This window comes from Streptomyces broussonetiae (assembly GCF_009796285.1).
In the GTDB taxonomy this organism is placed as follows: domain Bacteria; phylum Actinomycetota; class Actinomycetes; order Streptomycetales; family Streptomycetaceae; genus Streptomyces; species Streptomyces broussonetiae.
The window spans coordinates 3,998,104-4,019,528 of the sequence record NZ_CP047020.1 but is presented as its reverse complement, the minus strand read 5'-3'; the positions used below and the strand labels follow the sequence as shown (position 1 = coordinate 4,019,528).

At 72.2% G+C, this 21,425-nt stretch carries 15 protein-coding genes and 1 pseudogene; 2 read left to right on the top strand and 14 right to left on the bottom strand.

The window, feature by feature from the left end:
* Positions 1-60: 60 nt before the first annotated feature.
* The gene (locus GQF42_RS18600; RefSeq protein ID WP_158930288.1) at positions 61-885 is read right to left on the bottom strand and encodes an ABC transporter ATP-binding protein; all 825 of its coding nucleotides are present in this window, start codon (positions 883-885) and stop codon (positions 61-63) included.
* Positions 886-946: 61 nt separating this feature from the next.
* The gene (locus GQF42_RS18595) at positions 947-1,858 is read right to left on the bottom strand and encodes an ABC transporter permease (RefSeq protein ID WP_158921364.1); all 912 of its coding nucleotides are present in this window, start codon (positions 1,856-1,858) and stop codon (positions 947-949) included.
* Between the two features lie 201 nt (positions 1,859-2,059).
* Here GQF42_RS18595 and GQF42_RS18590 point away from each other — a divergent pair, with 201 nt between their 5' ends.
* Positions 2,060-2,686 (top strand): TetR/AcrR family transcriptional regulator, encoded by a 627-nt coding sequence (locus tag GQF42_RS18590; RefSeq protein ID WP_158930286.1) that lies wholly within the window; start codon positions 2,060-2,062, stop codon positions 2,684-2,686.
* Positions 2,687-2,721: 35 nt separating this feature from the next.
* On the opposite strand, the pseudogene GQF42_RS18585 reads toward GQF42_RS18590, so the two are convergent.
* From GQF42_RS18585 to GQF42_RS18560, 6 genes and pseudogenes are all read right to left on the bottom strand, one after another.
* Positions 2,722-3,651: pseudogene (locus GQF42_RS18585) on the bottom strand (ADP-ribosylglycohydrolase family protein); the annotation flags it as partial.
* A 10-nt stretch (positions 3,652-3,661) separates the two neighbouring features.
* Positions 3,662-4,642, bottom strand: coding sequence for a UDP-glucose 4-epimerase GalE (gene galE / locus GQF42_RS18580; RefSeq protein WP_158921362.1), 981 nt, complete (start codon positions 4,640-4,642; stop codon positions 3,662-3,664).
* A 182-nt stretch (positions 4,643-4,824) separates the two neighbouring features.
* Entirely contained in the window at positions 4,825-6,471 is a 1,647-nt protein-coding gene (locus GQF42_RS18575; protein WP_233273775.1) for a glycosyltransferase family 2 protein, read from the bottom strand.
* Between the two features lie 119 nt (positions 6,472-6,590).
* A complete protein-coding gene (locus tag GQF42_RS18570) occupies positions 6,591-7,859 on the bottom strand; it encodes a glycosyltransferase 87 family protein (RefSeq protein ID WP_158921360.1) in 1,269 nt (422 codons plus the stop codon).
* 752 nt (positions 7,860-8,611) lie between these two features.
* Positions 8,612-9,112 carry a hypothetical protein gene (locus tag GQF42_RS45945; protein ID WP_233273382.1) on the bottom strand — a complete coding sequence of 167 codons (501 nt, stop codon included), beginning with the start codon at positions 9,110-9,112 and terminating at the stop codon, positions 8,612-8,614.
* 567 nt (positions 9,113-9,679) lie between these two features.
* A complete protein-coding gene (locus GQF42_RS18560) occupies positions 9,680-10,192 on the bottom strand; it encodes a MarR family winged helix-turn-helix transcriptional regulator (RefSeq protein ID WP_158930282.1) in 513 nt (170 codons plus the stop codon).
* Positions 10,193-10,289: 97 nt separating this feature from the next.
* Here GQF42_RS18560 and GQF42_RS18555 point away from each other — a divergent pair, with 97 nt between their 5' ends.
* Entirely contained in the window at positions 10,290-10,703 is a 414-nt protein-coding gene (locus tag GQF42_RS18555) for an organic hydroperoxide resistance protein (protein WP_158921358.1), read from the top strand.
* A 69-nt stretch (positions 10,704-10,772) separates the two neighbouring features.
* On the opposite strand, the gene GQF42_RS18550 is transcribed toward GQF42_RS18555, so the two are convergent.
* The 6 genes from GQF42_RS18550 to GQF42_RS18525 all read right to left on the bottom strand — a co-directional run bounded on the left by GQF42_RS18550 (position 10,773) and on the right by GQF42_RS18525 (position 21,380).
* Positions 10,773-13,013, bottom strand: coding sequence for a bifunctional glycosyltransferase/CDP-glycerol:glycerophosphate glycerophosphotransferase (locus tag GQF42_RS18550; RefSeq protein WP_158921356.1), 2,241 nt, complete (start codon positions 13,011-13,013; stop codon positions 10,773-10,775).
* A 7-nt stretch (positions 13,014-13,020) separates the two neighbouring features.
* Complete coding sequence (locus GQF42_RS18545) at positions 13,021-15,222, bottom strand: bifunctional glycosyltransferase/CDP-glycerol:glycerophosphate glycerophosphotransferase (RefSeq protein WP_158921355.1); 2,202 nt, start codon at positions 15,220-15,222, stop codon at positions 13,021-13,023.
* A gap of 125 nt (positions 15,223-15,347) precedes the next feature.
* The gene (locus GQF42_RS18540) at positions 15,348-17,567 is read right to left on the bottom strand and encodes a bifunctional glycosyltransferase/CDP-glycerol:glycerophosphate glycerophosphotransferase (protein ID WP_158921353.1); all 2,220 of its coding nucleotides are present in this window, start codon (positions 17,565-17,567) and stop codon (positions 15,348-15,350) included.
* A 153-nt stretch (positions 17,568-17,720) separates the two neighbouring features.
* A complete protein-coding gene (locus GQF42_RS18535) occupies positions 17,721-18,632 on the bottom strand; it encodes a carbohydrate ABC transporter permease (protein ID WP_158921351.1) in 912 nt (303 codons plus the stop codon).
* Entirely contained in the window at positions 18,629-19,987 is a 1,359-nt protein-coding gene (locus tag GQF42_RS18530) for a carbohydrate ABC transporter permease (RefSeq protein ID WP_158921349.1), read from the bottom strand. The genes GQF42_RS18535 and GQF42_RS18530 overlap by 4 nt, the downstream gene beginning before the upstream one ends.
* A 7-nt stretch (positions 19,988-19,994) precedes the next feature.
* Complete coding sequence (locus GQF42_RS18525) at positions 19,995-21,380, bottom strand: ABC transporter substrate-binding protein (protein ID WP_158921347.1); 1,386 nt, start codon at positions 21,378-21,380, stop codon at positions 19,995-19,997.
* Positions 21,381-21,425: the final 45 nt, after the last annotated feature.

Below are 21,425 nucleotides of genomic sequence, written 5' to 3'. Positions count from 1 at the left end.
AACCGTAACTTTTCGGCCGCCTTCTTACTATATTTCTTACGAACTGTTAACCGGGGCCGGTCAGGCAGCCTTCTTCTTGCTGCCCTTTTCGCCGCTGAAGGCCTCGTACTCCTTCATGACCTCCTCGGTCGGTCCATCCATGCGCAGCTCGCCACGCTCCAGCCAGATGGTCCGCTCGCAGGTGTCGCGGATCGACTTGTTGTTGTGGCTGACCAGGAAGACCGTGCCCGCCTTCTCGCGCAGCTCGCGGATCCGGTCCTCCGAACGCATCTGGAACCTGCGGTCACCGGTGGCCAGGGCCTCGTCGATCAGCAGGACGTCGTGGTCCTTGGCGGCGGCGATGGAGAAGCGCAGCCGGGCGGCCATGCCGGAGGAGTACGTCCGCATCGGCAGGGTGATGAAGTCGCCCTTCTCGTTGATCCCGGAGAAGTCGACGATGTCCTGATAACGCTCCCGAACCTCCTCGCGCGACATGCCCATGGCGAGACCGCCGAGCCAGACGTTGCGCTCGCCGGTGAGGTCGTTCATCAGAGCCGCGTTGACGCCGAGCAGGGAGGGCTGGCCGTTGGTGTAGATGTGGCCGTTCTCCACCGGGAGCACGCCGGCGATCGCCTTGAGCAGGGTCGACTTGCCGGAGCCGTTGGTGCCGATCAGGCCGACCGCCTCGCCCTTGTAGGCGACGAACGAGACCTTCTTCACGGCGTGCACCGTGCGCACGCCCGCCGCCTTCTCGGCCTGCTTGCGGCGCATGATGCGGTTGAGGGCGGCGGTGGCGGAGCCGCGGCCGGAGCCGGTGCCGTGAACGCGGTAGACGATGTCGACGTTGTCGACGACGATCGTGGGGACCGTCTTGGCCTTCGCGAGGCGCTCGTAGCGCTCGCGCATCTCGCGTGCCTCGGGGGTCTCGGCCTCGTCGCCGAGGAGTTCGGGGTTCTCGGGAGTCTGCTCAGCCACGGCCGTACTTCTCCTCTGCCTTCCAGAAGTAGATGAAGCCGCCGATGCCGGCGGCCAGGGCCCAGCCGACGGCGAGCGGCCACACGTGCGGGGGCAGCTGCTTGGCGTGGAAGCTGGCGATCAGTGAGTAGCGCATGAGGTCGATGTAGACCGCGGCCGGGTTGCTCTCCAGCAGGACCGTGACGATGTGCGGCAGGTGGTCGCTCTTGGTGAGCTTGCTGATGCTCCACATCACACCGGACATGTACATCCAGGTGCGCAGGATGAACGGCATCAGCTGGGCGATGTCCGGGGTCTTGGCGCCCAGGCGGGCCATGATCAGCGACATGCCGGCGTTGAACACGAACTGGAGGACCAGCGCCGGGATCACCAGCAGCCAGGACAGGGAGATCGGCAGGCCGAAGCAGAGCAGGATGACGACCAGCGCGGCCATCGAGAACAGCAGCTGCTGCAGCTGCTGGATGCAGAAGGAGATCGGCAGGGCGGCGCGCGGGAAGTGCAGGGCGCGCACCAGGCCGAGGTTGCCGGAGATCGCCCGGGTGCCGACCTGGATCGAGCTCTGTGTGAACGTCCACACGAACACGCCGGTGACCAGGAACGGGATGTAGTCCGGCACGCCCTTCTTGGAGCCGAGCAGCACACCGAAGATGAAGTAGTAGACCGCGGCGTTCAGCAGCGGGGTCATGACCTGCCAGACCTGGCCGAGCTTCGCCTCGCTGTACTGCGCGGTGAGCTTGGCGGTGGCGAAGGCGGTGATGAAGTGGCGCCGGTCCCACAGCTGGCGGATGTACGCAGGCAGGGTCGGGCGGGCGCCGCTGACCGTCAGGCCGTGCCGGGCGGCGAGTGCCGCGAGATCGTCGTCCGGGGCCTGGGTGGGGGGCGGTGTGTCGAGGACCTGGCTCACATCCGCTGCTTTCGCTCGAGGGAGGGGGAGGCGCGTCCGGCTGGCCGCCGGGGCGCGTCGGGGTCATCCGTCCGATGTTTCCTTACGCTTCTCTTCACGTTCTCTTACGTCGGGACGGGGCCGTATCGTCGCAACGCGAGACTAGAGCCAATCGACGTCGGAACGCAACCGTATCGTCGTCGCGCACCTATGCTGTGAGTCATGACGACGAACGCCGACGAGATCCCGAAGCGTGCACGCCGCAGGGCTCCTGCCGGAGCTGCGGTGCTCCGGGAGGATGTGACCGAAGCCATCCGGGCGGCGGTCTTCGAGGAGCTCGCGGCGGTCGGCTACGCCCGCATGTCCATCGAGGGCATCGCGCGCCGGGCGGGTGTCGGCAAGACCGCGGTGTACCGCCGGTGGCGCTCCAAGCTGCACCTGGTCCTGGACGTGGTGTCGGCGATGGCGGTTCTGGGCCTTCCGGCGCCCGACACGGGCTCCCTGGAGGACGACCTGCGCCTTCTGTACGAGGTCACCTCGCGCGCCCTGCGCCACCCGGTGGCCTCGCAGATCATCCCCGACCTCCAGGCCGAGGCGGCCCGCAATCCCGATATCGCGGAGGCCTTCCAGAAGGCGCTGCGGGACGGCCAGGAGGGCGTGGCCAGCAAGATCATCGCGGCGGCGGAGGCCAGGGGAGAGGTACGGCCGGGCATCGATCCCGACCTCGCTCTGGACATGATCTCCGGTCCGCTGTACTGGCGAGCGGTGGTGATCCGGTCGCCCAAGCTGCCCAAGGGGTACCTGGCGAATCTGGCCCGGGCCACGGCGGGGGCGTTGAAGGCGTTGTAGGGCGCGTGGCGCGGGGGCTGCGCGGCCTTGGGGGCGAGGAGCCTCTCGGTCCGTTCCAGCAGGTCCTGGGCGCGCAGCAGCCGTCCGCCGAACCCCGGCAGCGGCACGTGCAGGGCCCGGTACAGCGGGCCGGTATCGCGCTCGGGCCGTACACCGCACCCGTCGGCGCCCGGTGACCGCTGCCACGGTGTCCGTGTCGCCGCCGAGGCCGGTCGCCGGGCGGACCGCCTCCTCGTACGACCCCGTGGTCCGCAGGGCCCACACGGCCGAGCCCAGGCACGGCCGGACCGCTGCGTCGAACTCCGTGGCCCGGTCCGGATGCCGGTCGGGGGGAGAGAACCACGGCGTAGCGCTGCCGGTGGGTGGGGTGCAGGGCGCTCAGGGTGTCCGGTACGGCGCCGAGCGGGTCCGCCCCGGTCAGCGCCACCCGGGTCAGTTCCTGCAGGGCCGCCGTGCCCTCCCGGGCCGCGGGGTCGCCGTGGGGGAGAGCGGTGAGACGGCGGGCGGCGGTCATGGTGGTGGCGCGGCCCTGGTGGGCGAAGTGGACCGCTGAGGGGCCGCTCGCATCAGGGAGCCGTTGCCCGCCGCCCGCCCGTTGCTCCGGAAATGGAGTGCCGCCGCGGTGTCCCAGGGGCGCCGCCGGTCGGCAACGTCTCCGTCTGGAGGCCGATGAGGCCGATGTCCCTGGGGTCGGCGGCGGCCCGCGTCCGGAAGCGGTGGAAGACGTCCGCGAGGTCCAGGCCGCCGTGCTCCACCAGGGACTCGGCGCTCAGCACCGCCATCCGGGTGTCGTCCGTCGCCTCGCCCGGCTCCCGGCCGCCGCCCCCGCACATCTCGCCGCCGTGCCCGGGGCGCGGGAAACGGGCGGAGAACGCGCCCTCGGGGCCGAACTCGAAGGGGGCTCCGAGGGCGTCGCCCACGGCGGAGCCGAGTGCGGCGCCGGGGGCGCGTTCCACCGGGGTCATGCCGGGGAGGCTACGACCGGGCAGCCTCCGGGTGGTGGTGGACCCAGCCCTCCCAGGCCGAGGTGATCATGTCGTGGACGTCGTACTTGGCCTGCCAGCCCAGCTCGGTGCCGATGCGGGCCGCCGAGGCGACGACGCGGGCCGGGTCGCCGGGGCGCCGCGGAGTGACCGTCGCAGGGCGGTCGTAGCCGGTGACCGCGTTGATCCGGTCGATCATCTCGCGGACGGAGACGCCTTCGCCGCGGCCGATGTTCACGGTCAGATCCGTGCCGGGGGCCGAGCGCAGGGCGCGGGCGACGGTGACGTGCGCCTCGGCGAGGTCCACCACGTGGATGTAGTCGCGCACGCAGGTGCCGTCCGGCGTGGCGTAGTCGTCGCCGAAGATGCGCGGCGCAGCGCCCTCGGTGAGCTTCTCGAAGACCATCGGGATCAGGTTGAAGACCCCGGTGTCGGCGAGTTCGGGGGTGGCCGCGCCCGCCACGTTGAAGTAGCGCAGGGACGCGGTGGACAGACCCGTCGCCCTGCCCGTCGCACGGACCAGCCATTCGCCGGCCAGCTTCGTCTCGCCGTACGGGGACATCGGGACGCAGGGGGTCTCCTCCGTCACCAGGTCGACGTCGGGCATGCCGTAGACGGCCGCCGAGGAGGAGAACAGGAAGGACGGGACCTCCGCGGCCGTGACCGCCTCGAGCAGGACCCGCAGGCCCTCCACGTTCTCGCGGTAGTAGTGCAGCGGGAGGTCCACCGACTCGCCCACCTGCTTCTTGGCCGCGAGGTGCACGACCCCGCTGATCTCGTGCTCGGCGAGGGTGCGGGCCACCCGCTCGGCGTCCAGGGTGGAGCCCTGCACCAGCGGGACCTCCGCCGGCACGCGCTCGGCGATGCCCGTGGACAGGTCGTCGTAGACGACCGTGCGCTCGCCCGCCTCGGTCATCGCTCGTACGACGTGTGCCCCGATGTATCCGGCACCGCCGGTGATCAGCCAGGTCATGGAAGAGGCCATCCCCTTGTCAGTCGGCCCGTGGAACCGCTCGGTGGAGCAGCGGGCGTCTTTCAGTGAAGCAGCAGGTGTGCGGCAGCCGCGACGTGACAGGCACGCGGCGGGTGCGACGGGTGGGCGGCGGCACGCGCGCGTACCGGCCGTACCGGCGCAGCGCGCGCGTACCGGCCGTTCTAGCGCAGCAGGCGCTTCAGGCGTCCGCGGGCCACCCGTACCGCCCCGCTTGCGCCGCTCGCGATCCGCAGGGCCAGTGCGCCGGAGTGCGTCGCGTACGGCTGTACCAGGAGCACACCGTGCCGGACGCTCGGGACGGCGCGCCGGCGCAGCCGGCCGGCGCCCGCCAGGGCGTGCGCCGTGATCTCCCGCTCCTTGCCGTCCGCGAAGCGCACGGTCAGGCGCAGATCCCAGGTGCCCGCACCGAGCGCGGGCAGGTCGACGGGCACGTCGGCGAACCAGCTGTCCGCGTCCGTCCCGGCGCTGGAGGGCGTGAGCGCGACCGTCGTGCGCCCCCACGCGCGCTCGTCGTCGCGCGCGCCCCACGTCACGTCCACCTCGCGCGGGGCCGCCTCGGCCACCCTGCCGTACATCTCGTGCAGCCGCAGGTGCAGGCGTGCGGCACGCGCGCTCAGGCGCAGTTGCGCGTCCACCGCGAGCGGGAGGATCTCGGTGGGGCGGGTCAGGAACGGCTCCAGGGTGACCTGGGGGAGATCGGCGGACCAGACGGGGACGCCGTCGGCGTCCCGGGCGTACGGCGGCAGCAGGCGCGCCGGGCGTGCGGCCAGCTCCCGCAGGCGGGGCAGGTCGCGGGGCTCGGGCGACTCCAGGACGACCCGGGCGAGGACGCGGCCCGGAGCTCCCGGGTTCAGCTCCCAGTCGGCGGCGTCGTAGCGCGCGAGGTACTCCTGGGTGTGCGTCCACCACGCGCGCTGGTAGCCCGGATCGCGCAACCCCAGCTCGCGCGTGTACATGCGCACCTCGTGGTCGAGGAACTTGGCCCGCGCCGCCCGCGCCAGCTCCTTCTGCCCGGCGCCCAACAGGATCTCGTACGCCTGCGCGCACGCCTCGGTGCGCGACTGCCAGTTCCCGATGCGGTCCCGGTCCAGTGAGATCGACAGCTGTTCGGCGGAACGGCGCACGTGCCACACGTACACGCGGTCCGGTATGAGCGCCATGCGCGGGCCGGCGGCCAGCACGCGCGCGGTGAAGACGATGTCCTCGTAGTGGAAACGGCCCTCCGGGAAGCGGATGCCGTGCTCGCGCAGGAAGTCGGTGCGGTACAGCTTGTTGACGCACAGCGTGTCGTGGACCAGCCGGGGGTGCTGTGCGGGGCTCGCGAGGACGGTGTGCGCCGTGTAGAGGGGCGCCTGCCAGGGCTGCTCGCGCCCCGAGGGCAGCTCCCGGCGCACACACAGCCCGGCCGTGACCTCGGCGCGCGCCTGCGTGGCCGCCGTCAGCAGTGCGTCCACCGCACCGGGCGGCAGCACGTCGTCGCTGTCCAGGAACATCACGTACGGCGCCGTCACCGCGTCGATGCCGTCGTTGCGCGGGCTGCCGCAGCCGCCGCTGTTCTCGCTGCGGCGCACCACCCGCAGCCGGGGCTCCTCGGCGGCCAGCCGGTCGAGCAGGTCGGCGCTGCCGTCCGCGGAGCAGTCGTCCACGGCGACGACCTCGCCGACCGCCGGCCCCTGCGCCAGCGCCGAGCGCACGGCATCGCCCACATGAGTGACGTCGTTGTAGCCGATGACGACGACGGCGACCTGCGCCGGGCGTGCCGGCTCAGCGGTGCCGGCCGGATCGGCCGTGCCGACGGTGTCGGCTATGTCTGCCACGTCCGACGCGTCAGGCGTGTCGGACGTGCTGTGCGGGGCTTGCGGGTCTTGCGGGTCTGGTCGCATGGGGTCCACGGGCCGGGAGCGTAGAAATTTTCGGTAATCCTAGGTTAAGAGATGCTTACGACTTGGCCCGGAAGGCGGTCGGAGCCGGCTCGGGGTTCCGTTCTTTGCCTGCTCTTTACCTGCGGTCGTGCCGCCCGCCACAGCCGGACGAACGACAGTACGGCCGCGGCCGTCAGGATTCCGTTGCGGGCCAGCATCAGCAGGCAGCCGGTCCAGGTGCCGTCGATCACCTCACCGTAGGTCATCGGGAACACCACCGTACTCAGCGCGGTCGCCGCCAGGACCAGCACCGCGACCGGCCGCTGGCTGGTGTGCCGTGAGGTCAGACACACGGCGGACAGGCCGAGCAGCCAGATCATGTACTGCGGGCTGATGACCCGGCTGGTCACCGTGAACAGCAGCACCGCACACAGTGCCGCGTCGAACGGTGTGGCCTCGCTCCAGCGGCGCGCCCGCACCCGCCACACCACCAGCAGCCCGAACGAGACCGCCGTCAGCGCCAGGCAGACCGTGGCAACGGTGTCCACGTTCGGGCCGACCAGCTCGGCGGAGCCGTACTGATAACGCTCCCGGCCGGGCCAGCCGGCGTGCCGCGCCAGGTTCAGCGCCGTACCGCCGAGCGACTCGATCTGCACCCCACGCCCGCCCTGCTGCCGCAGAAAGGACAACGGGTCGCGGAACACAACGGTGAGCAGCCCCAGCGCGACGGCCCCGGTGGCCGTCGCCCACGTCCACGCCCCGCGCGCCGCCGGCCCCCGGGGCGCGCCCAGCAGCGCCAGCGCCGGCCATCCCTTCACCAGCGCGCCCAGCGCCGCGCACGCACCGCCCGCGCGCGGGGAGCGCGTCAGCGTCAGCAGGGAGAGCACGGCCAGGGCGGTGACCTGCACGTCGTAGCGGGCGAGCGGGAGCTGGAGCAGCAGCGGCAGGCCGCCCGTCCACAGGGCCGCACCGCGCAGACTGCGTCCCGCGCGCGTGCCCGCGCGCACCAGCGCCACCGTGACCAGCGCGTCCCCGGCCAGCGTCAGGGCCACGAAGGCCTGGAAGTACGTCAGTCCCGGCACCAGCCCCGGCGCCAGCAGTACCGCGCCCGCGCCCGGCGGGTACTGCCACAGCGTGTCGTCCGCAGGGAACGTGCCGTGCGCGAGGACGCCGTACCACTGCTGGTACAGGTGTGACACCTCACGTGCCACCGCGCCCCCGCCCAGCAGCGGGGCGCTGTCGTGGGCGAGCAGCCACAGCATCAGGGCGCGGGTGGCCGGCCACAGGACGGTGACGCCGAGGACCCCGCCGGTGTTGACACGGAGACGGTTCATCGCGTGGGAGCCTAAGCGGCGCAGACGGCGCATCCATGCTGATACGCCGTCATGACCGCAAAAGGGTTGGCCAATCGGAAGAGATCGGGCAGACCGTGGTGAACGTCGGGCTTCCTGCGACACCCCACGCGCCGGCACCGCACGTGTCGGCACCGCACGCGCCGGCACCGCACGTGTCGGCACCGCACGCGCCGGCACCGCACGCGCCGGCACCGCACGCGCCGGCACCGCACGCGTCGGCACCGCCGTGGCCGGCACCGCCGTTGCCGTGCGTGCCGGAGGACCGCCGGGCGCGGTGGCGCCGCCGGGCCGCCGTGTGCGGGCCCGCGCTGGTGATGCTCGCGGTGGGGCTCTGGGGGCTCGACCGGGGCGGGATGTGGCGCGACGAGGCCGTCACGCTCCAGGTCGGGCGGCGTACGGTTCCGCAGATCTGGCGGCTGCTGCACGAGGTGGACGCCGTGCACGGCCTCTACTACCTCCTCATGCACGCGGTCCTCGCCGTCCACCCCGGTGAGGTCGTCCTGCGGCTGCCGTCGGTGTGTGCGGCGGCGGTGACGGCCGCTCTGGTCGCCGCGCTGGGCACCCGGCTGGCCCGGCCGCGGGTCGGGCTGTGGGCCGGTCTGCTCTACGCGGTCGCGCCGATGGCCGGCCACTACGCCCAGGAGGGCCGCTCCTACGCCCTCGTCGCGGCCGGTGCGACCGGGTGCGACGCTGCTGTTCGTACGGGCCGTGCGGGGCGGCTCCTGGTGGGCCTACGGTGCCGTCCTCGGCCTCACCTGCTGGCTGCACGAGTTCGCGGTGCTGCTGCTGTGCGCCCACGCGTGCTCGCTGCTGCTGGCCCGGGCCGGGCGGCCGCTGTGGCGGGGCTGGGGACGTGCGGCGGGCGCGGTCGTACTCGCGCTGCTGCCGATGGTTCTCGTCTCCAGGGGGCAGGCGGCGCAGGTGGCATGGGTGCGCAGGCCCACGGTGGACACGGCGGAGGATCTGCTGCAGGTGTTTCTGGGGCCGAGCTGGGCGGTGTACGCGGTGTGTCTGGTGCTGGCCGGGGTGGGGCTGGCGGGCCTTTTCGGACGGCGGGCGGACGTCACTCTCGAGGGGGTGGCCCTGCCGTTGGCGGTGGTGCCGCCCGGGGTGCTGATGCTGGCTTCCCAGCTCTCGCCGCTGTTCGTCGACCGGTATGTGCTGTACGCGCTGAGCGGGGTGCCGTTGCTGGTGGCCGCGGGGGGTGCGCGGGTCGCGCGGGCGGTCGGCACGCTGAAAGGGCGCTGTATTTCACGGTCCCGTCCACGGCGGTCCCGTCTCCTGCCGACCCCTCTCCTGCAGTCCCGTCTCGTCACCCTCACCGGTGTCTTCGCCGTCGCCCTCGTCCTTCTCCACCAGCTCCCCCTCCTCCGGGCCGACCGCGACCCCGCCACCCGGCCCGATGATCTCGCCGCCGTTTCCCGGGTCGTGGCACGGGAGACGGGGATCGGGGACCCCGTCGTCTTCCTGCCGGCGAGTGCGCGGAATGCCGCGCTTGCCTATCCCGGGGCGTTTCGGGGGGTGCGGGACGTCGGGCTGGTGGCGGCTCCGGCCGCGTCCGGGAGCCTGTACGGGCGGGAGGCCGGGCCCCGTGAGATGCGGCGCAGGCTGGAGGGGCTCGGCCGGGTCTGGGTCGTCGCCGACGACGATCTGATCGCCGGTCGCCGGCGTCCGGCCAGCCGTACCGAGCGGGCCGAACTCGCCGTCCTGACAAGGGAGTTCACCGGCGGCAGGGCGATCGTGCGGGGTGGGATGACCGTACGGCTCTACGTCCGTGACCCCGCCCCGCACCGGTCTCGTCAGTCGGCGTCCCGGGCTGCCGCCACCGCCGCCGCGTCCAGCGCGTCCGTGAGCTGGTCGAGGCGTTCGCGAAGGTCGGCGATCTCGGCCGGGTCGAAGCCGGTGGCGTCGACGATGCGGCGGGGTACCTCCAGGGCGCGCTCGCGCAGGGCCGCGCCCTCCTCGGTGAGCCGCACCCACACCGAGCGCTCGTCCTCGGTGCTGCGCTCCCGGCGCACCAGAGTGGCCGCTTCCAGCCGCTTGACCAGCGGGGACAGCGTGCCGGAGTCGAGTCGCAGATGTTCGCCGAGCCTCTTGACGGGCAGGTCGCCCTGCTCCCACAGCACCAGCATCACCAGGTACTGCGGGTAGGTGAGCCCGAGGTCCTTGAGGACCACGCGGTAGACGCCGTTGAAGGCGCGGGACGCGGCGTGCAGGGAGAAGCAGATCTGGCTGTCCAGGCGGAGCCAGTCCGGGTCGGCGGCGGTGCGGATCGTGGCGGTCATGGCTCCAGGGTAGCCCTTACGAGCCATTGGATTGTGCACAACTTAATTGTGTGCTCTACTTGTGGTCGTGAGGCGGTCGGGACAGAGGCCGCCGGAACACCGACTTCGTAAAGGGATGGTCTTCATGGACGCGCTCTACACCGCCGTCGCCACCGCCACCCACGGCCGCGAGGGCCGTGCCGTCTCCTCCGACGGCAGGATCGACCTCAAGCTGGCCATGCCGGTGCAGATGGGCGGCGATGGTCAGGGCACCAACCCCGAGCAGCTCTTCGCCGCCGGTTACGCCGCCTGCTTCGGCAGCGCCCTCGGCCTCGTCGGCCGGCAGGCGAAGGTCGACGTCAGCGACGCCGCCGTGACCGCCGAGGTCGGCATCGGCAAGCAGGGCGAGGGCTTCGGTCTGAAGGTGACGCTGCGCGTCGAGCTGCCCGGCACCGTGGACGAGGAGACCGGCCGCAAGCTGGTCGAGACCGCCCACCAGGTCTGCCCCTACTCCAACGCCACCCGCGGCAACGTGGACGTCGACCTCGTCATCGAGTAACCCGCGCATCGGGAGGGGGCTGGTGCCGTGTCCGCACCAGCCCCTCGTGCGTCCCTGCGGCCCGGCTTCCTATGCCGACGTCAGCGCGTCCCGGCCCGCCGTCTGACCCGGGATCCGCGGCGCGCCCGGTCCCGGGCCGGGCATCGGCTCGCCCAGCAGCAGCGCCCGTACGACCCGCTCGGCGGCCCGGCCGTCGTCGAACTCGCAGAACCGGGCCCGGAACCGCGCCCTCAGCCGTGCCGACTCCTCGTCCCGCCAGTGGCCCGAGGCGAACAGCCGGGCCAACTCCCGGTAGGAGTGGGCGACATGGCCCGGGGCCTCGGCGGGCAGGTCGAGGTAGGCACCCCGGCTCGCGGTGAACGCGGGCCAGTCGTCGGCGTGCACCACGATCGGCCGGTCCAGGTTGGCGTAGTCGAACATGACGGACGAGTAGTCGGTGACCAGGACGTCCGAAGCGAGCAGCACGTCCTGGACGCGTGGCTCGTCGGTCGCGTCGACCACGACGCCTCGCCGGGCCAGCTCGGCCAGGCCCATGCCACGGGCGGGGCCGGCCGCCAGCGACGGGTGCAGCCGAACCACCAGGGTGTGTCCCTCGCCGAGGTCGGCCGCCAACCGGGCCGGGTCGAACCGGTCCACGTGTCCGGTGCGCCGGTAGTCCCGCCGGGTCGGTGCGTACAGCACGACCGTGTGGTCCGCCGGGATCCCGTGCCGCTCACGAAAGCCGCCGCAGGTGCCGCAGGCGCCGGAGCCGCCCGCACCGTGGTGCACCAGGACGTCGTTGCGCGGGCTCCCGGTGCGCACCGAGGTGAAGTGGCACGGGTAGGCCCGCTCCCAGACCAGCTCCGCATGGCGGCTCGCGACCAGGCTGTAGTCCCAGCGGTCGGCCCGGCGCAGCATCCGCGGCACGTCGAGGCCGAGCCGGGCGCCCGGCTTGTCCAGCAGGTCGGCGCCCAGGTACTTGAGCGGGGTGCCCTGGTGGGTGTGGATGTGCACGCTGCCGGGCCGCTTGGCGGGCGAACCGGGCCAGTTGACGTCGTTGACGAAGAACTTCGCCCGCGCGGTGATCTCCAGATGGCGCCGGGAGCCCACGATCACATGCTCCACATCGGGCGGCAGCGTCGCGGCGGTCTCCGCGTCCCGTACCACCCACACCCCGCGCAGCCCCGACGCGATCTCCCGGGCCTTGGCGTACACGGCCGCCGGGTCGCCCAGCATGCCCCGGTGCGAGGACGCCGAGTAGACGACCAGCTGCGGATCCAGGGGGCGGCGCCGGTGCACGTCCGCCCAGCAGGCGCGCGCTCGCGCGGTCACCGCACCGCAAAGCGCCCCCGTCTGCCGTGCCGCCTGCTGCCCGGCGCGCGCCGCCTGCCGTTTGAGCAGATACGCCGGCCAGGAGCCCGCCAGTACCGCGACCTCGCCGTCCACCAGCGCACCCTCGGGCCGGTGGATGCGGAACATCCGCGTCGTGAGCCGGAAGAACTCCGCCTTGTCGCCCGGGGGCAGCCGGTCCGGCTTGGCCAGCACGTCCAGGCAGTGCTCGCCCATCTTGCGGTGCAGATACGGCCGCCAGGACGCGAGGTGCGGCCGGGCCGCCACGAACGCGAAGATGCGGTCGTACTGGTCGTGGATGTCGAAGTGCCTGCGGCTGGTGGTGGACAGGATGTTGCCCTGCCGGCGCTGCCGGTAGTTCACGCAGATCCGGTCCAGGACGGCGATCCGCCGGGCACTGAGCATGACCGGGAAGGTCCAGGCGGTGTCCTCGTAGTAGCCCGGCGAGAACTCGAAGCCCTGCGACGACACGAACGCGCGGCGGTACACCTTGTTCCACACCACCGTCAGCAGATCCAGGATCCGGGGGAACTCCTCGGCGGTGAAGGTGTCCGGACCGGCCTCGGCGAGCACCTCGGCCAGGGCGTTGCGCCGGGTGCCGCCCCACCAGTAGGTGCGCGCGTGGTCGAAGACCAGCACGTCCGGGTCGGCGGCCTCGGCCAGCCGGTCCGCCATGGCGCGCAGCGCGCCCGGGGTGAGCGAGTCGTCGCTGTCCAGGAAGAACAGATAGTCGCCGCTCGCCTCGGCCGTCCCCGCGTTGCGGGCCCGGCCGAGGCCCACGTTCCGCGGCAGGTGCAGCACCCGCACCCGTGGGTCCCGCCCGGCGTACTCGTCCAGGATCGCGCCGCAGCCGTCGGGGGAGCGGTCGTCCACGGCGATCAGCTCGAAGTCGCCGAAGGACTGGGTCAGCACCGACTCCAGGCACTCGCGCAGGAAGCCCTGCACCTTGAAACAGGGCACGATCACACTGAAGCGGGGCACGGCGGGGTCAGCTCCTGACGAGGGTCGCGGCGGCGGGGGCGGGGACGCGCTGCGCTAGCGGGACCACGGGCGGCAGCGCCTCGGGCGGCTCGCCCAGCAGCACCCGCCGTACGACCCGCTCGGCGGCCCGCCCGTCGTCGAACTCGCAGAACCGCTCCCGGAACGCGGCCCGCAGCGCCGCCGCTCCGGGCCCCGCGTACGAGCCGTCGCGAAAGACTCCGGCCAGCTCCTCGGGGGTGCGCACGACCGGGCCGGGCGGCTGGGCCATCAGGTCGAAACAGACGCCCCGCGTCTCGCGGTAGACCTCCCAGTCGTCGGCGTACACGACGATCGGCCGGTCCAGGTTGGCGTAGTCGAACATGATCGACGAGTAGTCGGTGACCAGCGCGTCCGCCGCGAGACACACGTCCTCGGCGCAGCGGTGCGCCGTGACGTCGATGACCCGGCCGCGGCTCTTCGCCGGTCCCCGGTCGTAGAAGTAGTGGGCGCGCAGCAGGACGACGACGTCCTCGCCGGCCGCCTCGCAGAACGCCTCCAGGTCCAGGCCGGGCTCGAAGCCGGTGTGGTGGTCGCGGTGGGTCGGCGCGTACAGCACGGCCGTGCTGCCCTCGGCGACGCCCAGTTCCCGTCTGACGCGCGCCACGTCCTCGGCGCCCGCCGTGCAGAAGACGTCGTTGCGCGGATAGCCGTACTCCAGATGCTCGTACGTGCCCGGGAAGGCGCGCTCCCACATCTGGGTCGAGTGGCGGTTCGCGGACAGGTTGAAGTCCCAGCGGTCGACCCGGCCGAGCAGTCCGGTGCAGCTGCCGGACTGCGCGGCCACCACCGGGTACGGCGCCTGGTCCACGCCCATGGTCTTGAGCGGGGTGCCGTGCTGGGTCTGCAGATGCACGCTGCCCGGGCGCTTGACGACGCCCTCGGCGAAGTTGGCGTTGTTGATCAGGTACGTCGCGCGGGCCAGCACCTCCCAGGAGCGGTGCGAGCCGATCACCGCGTACTCCACATCCTTGGGCATCGCGTGCTCCTGGCCTGCCTCGACCAGGAACACCGAGCGCAGATGCGGGGCCAGTTCGCGGGCCTTGGCGTGGATCGCGGCCGGGTTGCAGGCGTAGCCGCGACCCCAATAGGCGCAGTACACGGCGAGATCGGGGTCGAGCGGGCGGCGCAGAGCGGCGGCGTAGCGCAGCCGGGTGCGTACCAGTTGCGGGCGCGGCACGCTCCCGGCGGCCCTCGTGGCCACCCGGTTGGCGCCGCGCAGCGCCCGGAACGCGCCGTACGCCCCCGCCGCCAGCAGCCGGTGCTGCACCCCCAGGCTGCCGCCCGGCACCCGGAAGCCGGCCGGCCGGTGGCGCCGGTGCAGGCGGCCCGCACGGCGGAAGAACGCCCGGCGCCCGAAGGGCAGACGCTCGGGCCGGGACGCCGTCCTGAGCACATGCGCGAAGAGCTGTTCGAACAGCGCCCGCGCCCGCTCCTCGGGCAGTGCCTGCTCGGCGGCCCGGGTCAGCACCAGCTCCACCTGGTCGAGGAGCGCGTGCTGATGCGGCCCGGGCAGATTCAGCCGGCTGCCCTGGCGGCGCAGCCGGTGCCGTACGACGACCCGGCGCAGCACCGCGATCCGCCCGGCCGCGAGCGTGGTCAGCCCGCCCCAGCCCAGATCGGTGAAGTGACCGTCGGGAAAGGTGAGTTCGTGCTCGGTGAGGAAGGCGCGACGGTACACCGCGCTCCAGGCCGGCAGCTGCACACCGGTCAGCTCGGGCAGGCGGGCCGGGGCGAAGGCGCCCTTGGGGGCCCTGGCCGGCAACCGTGCGGCCGGGTTCGTGGACTCGCCCTCCCACCAGGGCATCCGCTCGTGCTCGACGTAGAGCACGTCCACCCCGGCGGTCTCGCTCAGCCGGGCGTCCAGCGCCGAGAGCGCGCCCGGCAGCAACAGGTCGTCGCCGTCGAGGAACAGCACGTACGCACCCGTCGCCGCCCGCAGCCCGGTGTTGCGCGCCCCGCTCAGACCGGCGCAGGGCGGCGAGTCGACCGGGCTCACCCGGCAGTCCTGCTGCGCATACCCGGCGACGACCTCGGCGGCGGGGCAGTCGGGGCCGTCGCAGACCGGGATCAGCTCCAGGTCGCCGAAGGACTGGCCGAGGACCGAGTCCAGCGCCTGGGACAGCCGGCCGGCGACCCCGTGGGACGGGACGATGATGCTGAAGCGGGGCATGCTGTTCTTTCTGTCGTCTTGCGGACGCGGCCGGGCCGGCCCGCCGGACGCCAGGTGGGCGGCCGGACCGGGGTGGGCCGCGTCGAACCGAGGGGCATGGGGACTCCCAGGGGGACCAACGCCGTTCAGCGGCTCTCGGTGACGGGAAAGAAGCCGGAAGGTTGCGGCACGGTGGACAGCTGGGTGCGGGCGCAGGCCGACGGCACCGGATTGCGCCGCGCGAGCGGCACCACCGGAGGCCGCTGCGGCTCGCCCAGCACCACATGGCGTACGACCCGTTCGGCGGCGCACCCGTCGTCGTACGGGCAGAACCGCTCGCGGAACGCCGCCCGCAGCTGCGCCGAGCGCGAGCCGCGCCAGTGGCCGGTCGCGAAGATGTCGATCAGCTCGTCCTCGCTGCGCGCGACCGCGCCCGGCGGAACGGCCCGCAGATCGACATAGCAGCCGCGGGCCGCCTCGTACGCCTCCCAGTCGGCGGTGTGCAGCACGATCGGCCGGTCCAGGCCCGCGTAGTCGAACATCAGCGACGCGTAGTCGGTGAGCAGCGCGTCCGCCGCCAGACAGAGGTCCTGCACGCTCGGGTGGTGGCGGACGTCGATGATCCGGCCGTCCCCGGCGCCCGGCTCGTACGGGGTACGCGCCAGGAGCACGAAGCGCGGGCCGAGGCGGCGCGCGATCCGCGCCAGGTCCAGCAGCGGGCGCTGGGTGCGCAGATGGTCGCGGTGGGCCGGTGCGTACAGGATCGCGACCGCGCCGTTCGCAACGCCCAGCGACTCGCGCAGCCGGGTCACGTCGGCCGAGGTCGCCCGCTGGAAGGCGTCGTTGCGCGGGGCGCCGTACTCCAGCGTGGTGTACCGGCCGGGCAGCACCCGCTCCCAGACGAGCGTGGAGTGCCGGTTGCCGGACAGGACGTGGTCCCACCGGTCGACGTCCCGCAGCAGCTCGGCGAAGTCGGTGTCCCGGGCCGCCGCGGGCCGCTCCAGCAGGTCCAGGCCCATGTGCCCGAGCGGGGTGCCCTGCCGGGTCTGGAGCACCACCTGCCCGGGCCGTTTGCGCAGTCGCCGCTCCAGGCCGCCGTCGGTGACCAGGTACGCGGAGCGGGCCAGCGCCGTCCAGTGGGCGGCGGTGCCGGGACGGATACGGCGCGGGCCGGGCGGAGGCGTGTGCCGGTGCTCGGGGCGGGCGATCCACGCGGTCCGGATGTGCGGGGCGAGGGTGCGGAACGCCTCCTCCAGCGCGGCCGGGTCGCCGCCGCCCGCCTCGGAGGCGAACACCGCCCGGTCGGCGCGCACGGGCAGCCGCAGCTGGATCCGGTAGTGCAGCCGCAGCATGCCGGCGCGCACGGCGCGGGCCTCTTTCATCAGCGCCTTCAGCGCGCGCCGGCGCACGGCCGAGGCCAGCCGGAGCGCGCGGAACGTGCGGTGCAGCCCGAAGCGGACCAGGACGCTGCGCCGCCGCATCCGGACGCCCGGGACCCGGTAGCGGTGGTAGTGGGCGCGGGCCAGGCGCAGGAACTCGCCGTGGCTGCCGCGCGGCAGCCGGCCCCGCTTGGCGAACACCGTCGCGTAGTGGTCGATCATGCGGCGGAACAACTCCGGCCGCCACCGCTCCAGTTCGGGCCGCCCGGCCACGTACGCGAACACCCGGTCGTACTGATCGAACAGGTCGAAGTGCTTGACGCTGGTGGTGGACAGGATGTTGCCCTGCCGGCGCTGCCGGTAGTGGACGCACACCCGGTCCAGGGTGGCGATCGACTCCGCCGTCATCAGCACCGGGAAGGTCCAGGGCGTGTCCTCGTAGTAGCCCGGCGGGAAGGCGAAGCCGTGCTCCGCGACGAACTCCCGCCGGCAGGCCTTGTTCCAGGCCACCATCAGCACCCGCACCAGCTCCGGCCGGTCCTCGAGGCGGAACGGCGCCGGGCCCTGCTCGGTGAGCGGGCCGGGCAGGTGGTTGCGCAGCGTCCGGCCGTCCCAGTGCGTGCGCGCGTAGTCGTACATCAGGACGTCCGGCTCACCGGTCTCCTTGATCCGGTCCGCGATCCCCTGCAACGCGTCCGGGGCGAGCGTGTCGTCGCTGTCCAGGAAGATCAGGTAGTCTCCGCTCGCCTCGGCGATCCCCGCGTTGCGGGCGCCGCCGAGCCCCTGGTTCCGGTCCAGGTGGACGGCCTTCACGCGCGTGTCCCGGGCCGCGTACTCGTCGATGATCGCGCCGCAGGCGTCCGGTGAGCAGTCGTCCACGACGATCAGTTCCAGATCGGGACACGACTGCGTGAGCACCGAGTCCAGGCACTCGCAGAGATACGCCTGGACCTGGTACGCGGGGACAATGACACTGAACCTGGGCACGGGACATCCATCGGTCGTCGGTCGGCGCGGGGGCTTTGACCGGGAACGGCCGATGGAGTGAATTGGTTACGCCTCGTACGGCATGTGAGGGACGCCCGGCGACGGTCGGGGGCGGGCCGTCCGCGGCCCGCCCCCGACCCGCGTCACGCGGGACTACTTGACCGCGCCCGCCATCACGCCGGACACGAACTGCCGCTGGAACGCGAAGAACACGGCCAGCGGGATCACCATGGAGACGAACGCGCCGGGCGCCAGCACGTCGATGTTGTTGCCGAACTGCCGTACCTGCGTCTGGAGCGCGACCGTGATCGGCTGGGTACCCGACTTGGTGAACACCAGCGCGACCAGCATGTCGTTCCACACCCACAGGAACTGGAAGATGCCGAGGCTCGCGATCGCCGGCCCGCCGAGCGGCATCACCACCCGCGCGAACAGCCGCAGTTCACCGGCACCGTCCAGGCGGGCCGCCTCGAGGAGTTCCCTGGGGATCTCGGCGAAGAAGTTCCGCAGCAGGAATACCGCGAACGGCAGGCCGAAGCCGGTGTGGAACAGGATCACCCCGAAGATCGTCCCGAACAGCCCGATCTTCCCGAACAGTTCGGCGATCGGGATCAGCGCCACCTGCACCGGCACCACCAGCAGGCTCACCACGCCCAGGAACCACCAGTCCCGGCCCGGGAACTCCATCCACGCGAACGCGTAGCCCGCGAGGGAGCCGACCACGACGACCAGGACGGTCGCCGGGACCGTGATCAGCACGGTGTTCCACAGGGAGTGGGTGATGTCGCCGTTCTCCAGCAGCTTCCGGTAGCTGTCGAAGGTCAGCCGGGACGGTTTGGAGAACACCGTCCACCAGCCGCTCGCGCTCATGTCCTCGGGCGCGCGCAGCGAGGAGATGAGCAGACCGACGGTCGGCACCAGCCAGAACAGGCCGACGACGATCAGGAACACCCGGACCAGGCCGCCGCTCAGCTTCTCGGCGACGCGTGCGCCGAGCGGCCGGCGGGCCTTCGCCGTCGCAGCGGCCGGGGCCGTCTTCCCGACGCCTCTGGCGGTCGCCGTCATCGCCGCACCTCCCGCTCCCGCCTGAGCCGCCGGATGTTGAACGCCATGACCGGGAGTACCAGCACCAGCAGCAGCACCGCGATCGCGCTCGCGACGCCCGGCTGGTCCTCCGCGAAGCCCTTGCGGTACAGCTCCAGGGCGAGCACGTTCGCGTCGGCCTGGGAGGAGCCCGGGGCGATGATGTAGACGAGGTCGAACACCTTCAGCACGTTGATCATCAGCGTCACGGTGACGACCGCGAGGACCGGTGCCAGCAGCGGCACGGTGACCTTGCGGAACACCTGCCACTCGGTGGCGCCGTCCACCCGCGCGGCCTCCAGCAGCTCCCGGGGCACGCCCGCGAGCCCGGCCGCGATCAGCACCATCGCGAAGCCGGCCCACATCCACACGTACGACCCGATGATCGCCGGGGTGACCAGGGCCGGGCCGAGCCATTCGACGCCGTTGTACGGCTCCCTGAAGTTGCTCGCCGGAAGCCGCAGCCGGGCTCCGTCGGCGGACGCGGGCAGGGTGAAGGTGCCGTCACCGGCCGCCTTGGTGGAGGCGACCACCCTGCCGTCCTTCACCGCCTCGATCCGCATCCCGGCATAGCCCAGCTCGGACGGGTCGGGCCTGCCCAGCCGTCCGACGCCCTTGCCGCGGGTGAAGTCCTGCCAGGTGGTGCCGGTGATCTTCGACGGCTGTGGCTTCGCGGCCACGGCCTTCTTCGCGCCGCCCGGCATCCGGTCGGGCGCGACGCCGACGAGGGGCAGCGTGACCGGCTGCCCGGCGTGCACGGCGGCCCGGGTGACGAAGCCGCCGTTCTGCGCGACGAGCGGCGACTCGCGGCCCGGGTGGGCCTTGGGGAACGCCGAGGACCGGGCGAAGGTGTCGTGCACCCCCACCCACACCGCGTTCGCGACGCCCTTGTGCGGATCCTGGTCGTACACCAGCCGGAAGATGATCCCGGCCGCCAGCATCGAGATCGCCATCGGCATGAAGACGACCAGCTTGAACGCCGTTCCCCAGCGCACCCTTTCGGTCAGCACCGCGAAGATCAGTCCGAGCGCGGTGGAGACCGTGGGCGCGAACACCACCCAGATGACGTTGTTCTTCAGGGCGGTGCGGATGCTGTCGTCGGTGAAGAGGGCCTTGTAGTTGTCCACGCCCGCGAAGCCGTGGCCGGAGGCGCCCATGAAGCTGCGGACCAGCGAGTACCCGATCGGGTAGACCACGAGCGCGCCCAGCAGCACCAGGGCGGGCAGCAGGAACAGCGCTGCCACGGCCTTGCGGGTGCCGGTCACGCTCCGACGACTCCTGCGACCGCGGGACGCGGCGGGACCCGGTGGGGCCCCGGCCGCCGCTGCCGACGCCATCGCCGGGTCAGCTCCCGCTTCCGTAGGCCGCCGCCGCGTCCTTCTCCAGCCTCGCCTGGGTGCCCGCCACGTCCGTCGGGTTCTTCAGGAAGTCCTCCAGGTCCTGCCACTCACCCTTGCCCGGGGTGCCGCCGAAGGCCTGCGGGGCCTGGTCGGACATGTCGAAGCGGAAGTCGTCGCCGGACGCGATCAGCGCCTTGGCGATCTTCTGCTGCACCGCGTTCGGGTACGCCGAGACCGGCACGTTCCTGTTCGGCGAGAGATAACCGCCGAGCTTCGCCTGGATCGTCGCCGCGTCCGGGGAGGCGAGGAAGGTGACCAGGGCCTGCGCCGCCTTGGAGTCCTTGAGGACCACCGCGGCGTCCCCGCCGGTGACCACCGGCGCGGTGGACCCGACGGCCGGGAACGGGAACACCTTCGCGTCCGTGCCCACCTTCGCCTTGGTCTCACCGATGTTGACCTGCACGAAGTCGGCCTCGTAGACCATCGCGGACTTCGGCTGGTCGCCGCCGGTGAAGGTCTGGGTGACCGAGGCCGGGAACTCCGTCTGCAGCGCGCCGCTCTGGCCGCCCGCCAGGTACTCCTTCTTGCCCCAGATCTGCGCGAGCGTCGTCAGCGCCTGCTTGACCGAGGGATCCGTCCACTTGATCCTGTGCTGGGCGAGCTGGTCGTACTTCTGCGGGCCGGCCTGGGACAGATAGACGTTCTCGAACCAGTCCGTCAGCGTCCAGCCGTCCGCGCCGGCCACCGAGAACGGCGTGACACCGGAGTCGTACACCGCCTGCGCGGTGGCCAGCAGGTCCTTCCAGGTCTTCGGCTCCTTGGCGTTCGCGTTCTCGAAGACCTTGGCGTTGTACCAGACCAGCGACTTGTTGGCGGCCTTGTAGTAGACGCCGTACTGCTTGCCGCCGACCTTGCCGATGTCCTGCCAGCCCTGCGAGTAGTTCTTCTGCAGTTCCTTCAGGGCGTCCGGGCCGAGCGGCTTGGCCCAGTTGTGCTGCACGGCCTGCTTGATGGCGCCGGGCTGCGGCAGCATCGCCACGTCCGGCGGCTGGCCGCCCGCGATCTTCGAACCGAGGAAGTTGATGATCGGGTCCTGCGCGGGCACGAAGGTGACGCTCGCGCCGGTGCGCTTCTCGAACTCGGCGAGGACCTTCTTGAAGTTGGCCTGCTCGGGCCCGGTCCAGACGGCGGCCACCTCCAGATGGGCGCCGTTCAGCCGGGGCAGGGTGACGGTGGAGCCGGGCGCGCTGCCGGTGCCGCCCTTGGTCCCGTCGTTCTCCTTGTCGTGGTTGTCGCTGCTGGAGCACGCGGTGAGCACGAGGGCTCCCGCGAGCAGGACCGCGAGCGTGGTGGCGGTCCTGTGTGTCCGGATGCTGCTGCTGCTGCGCATCACTTCCCCGTTCGTCGTTCTCCGTTGAACGTCAGAACTGTCCCG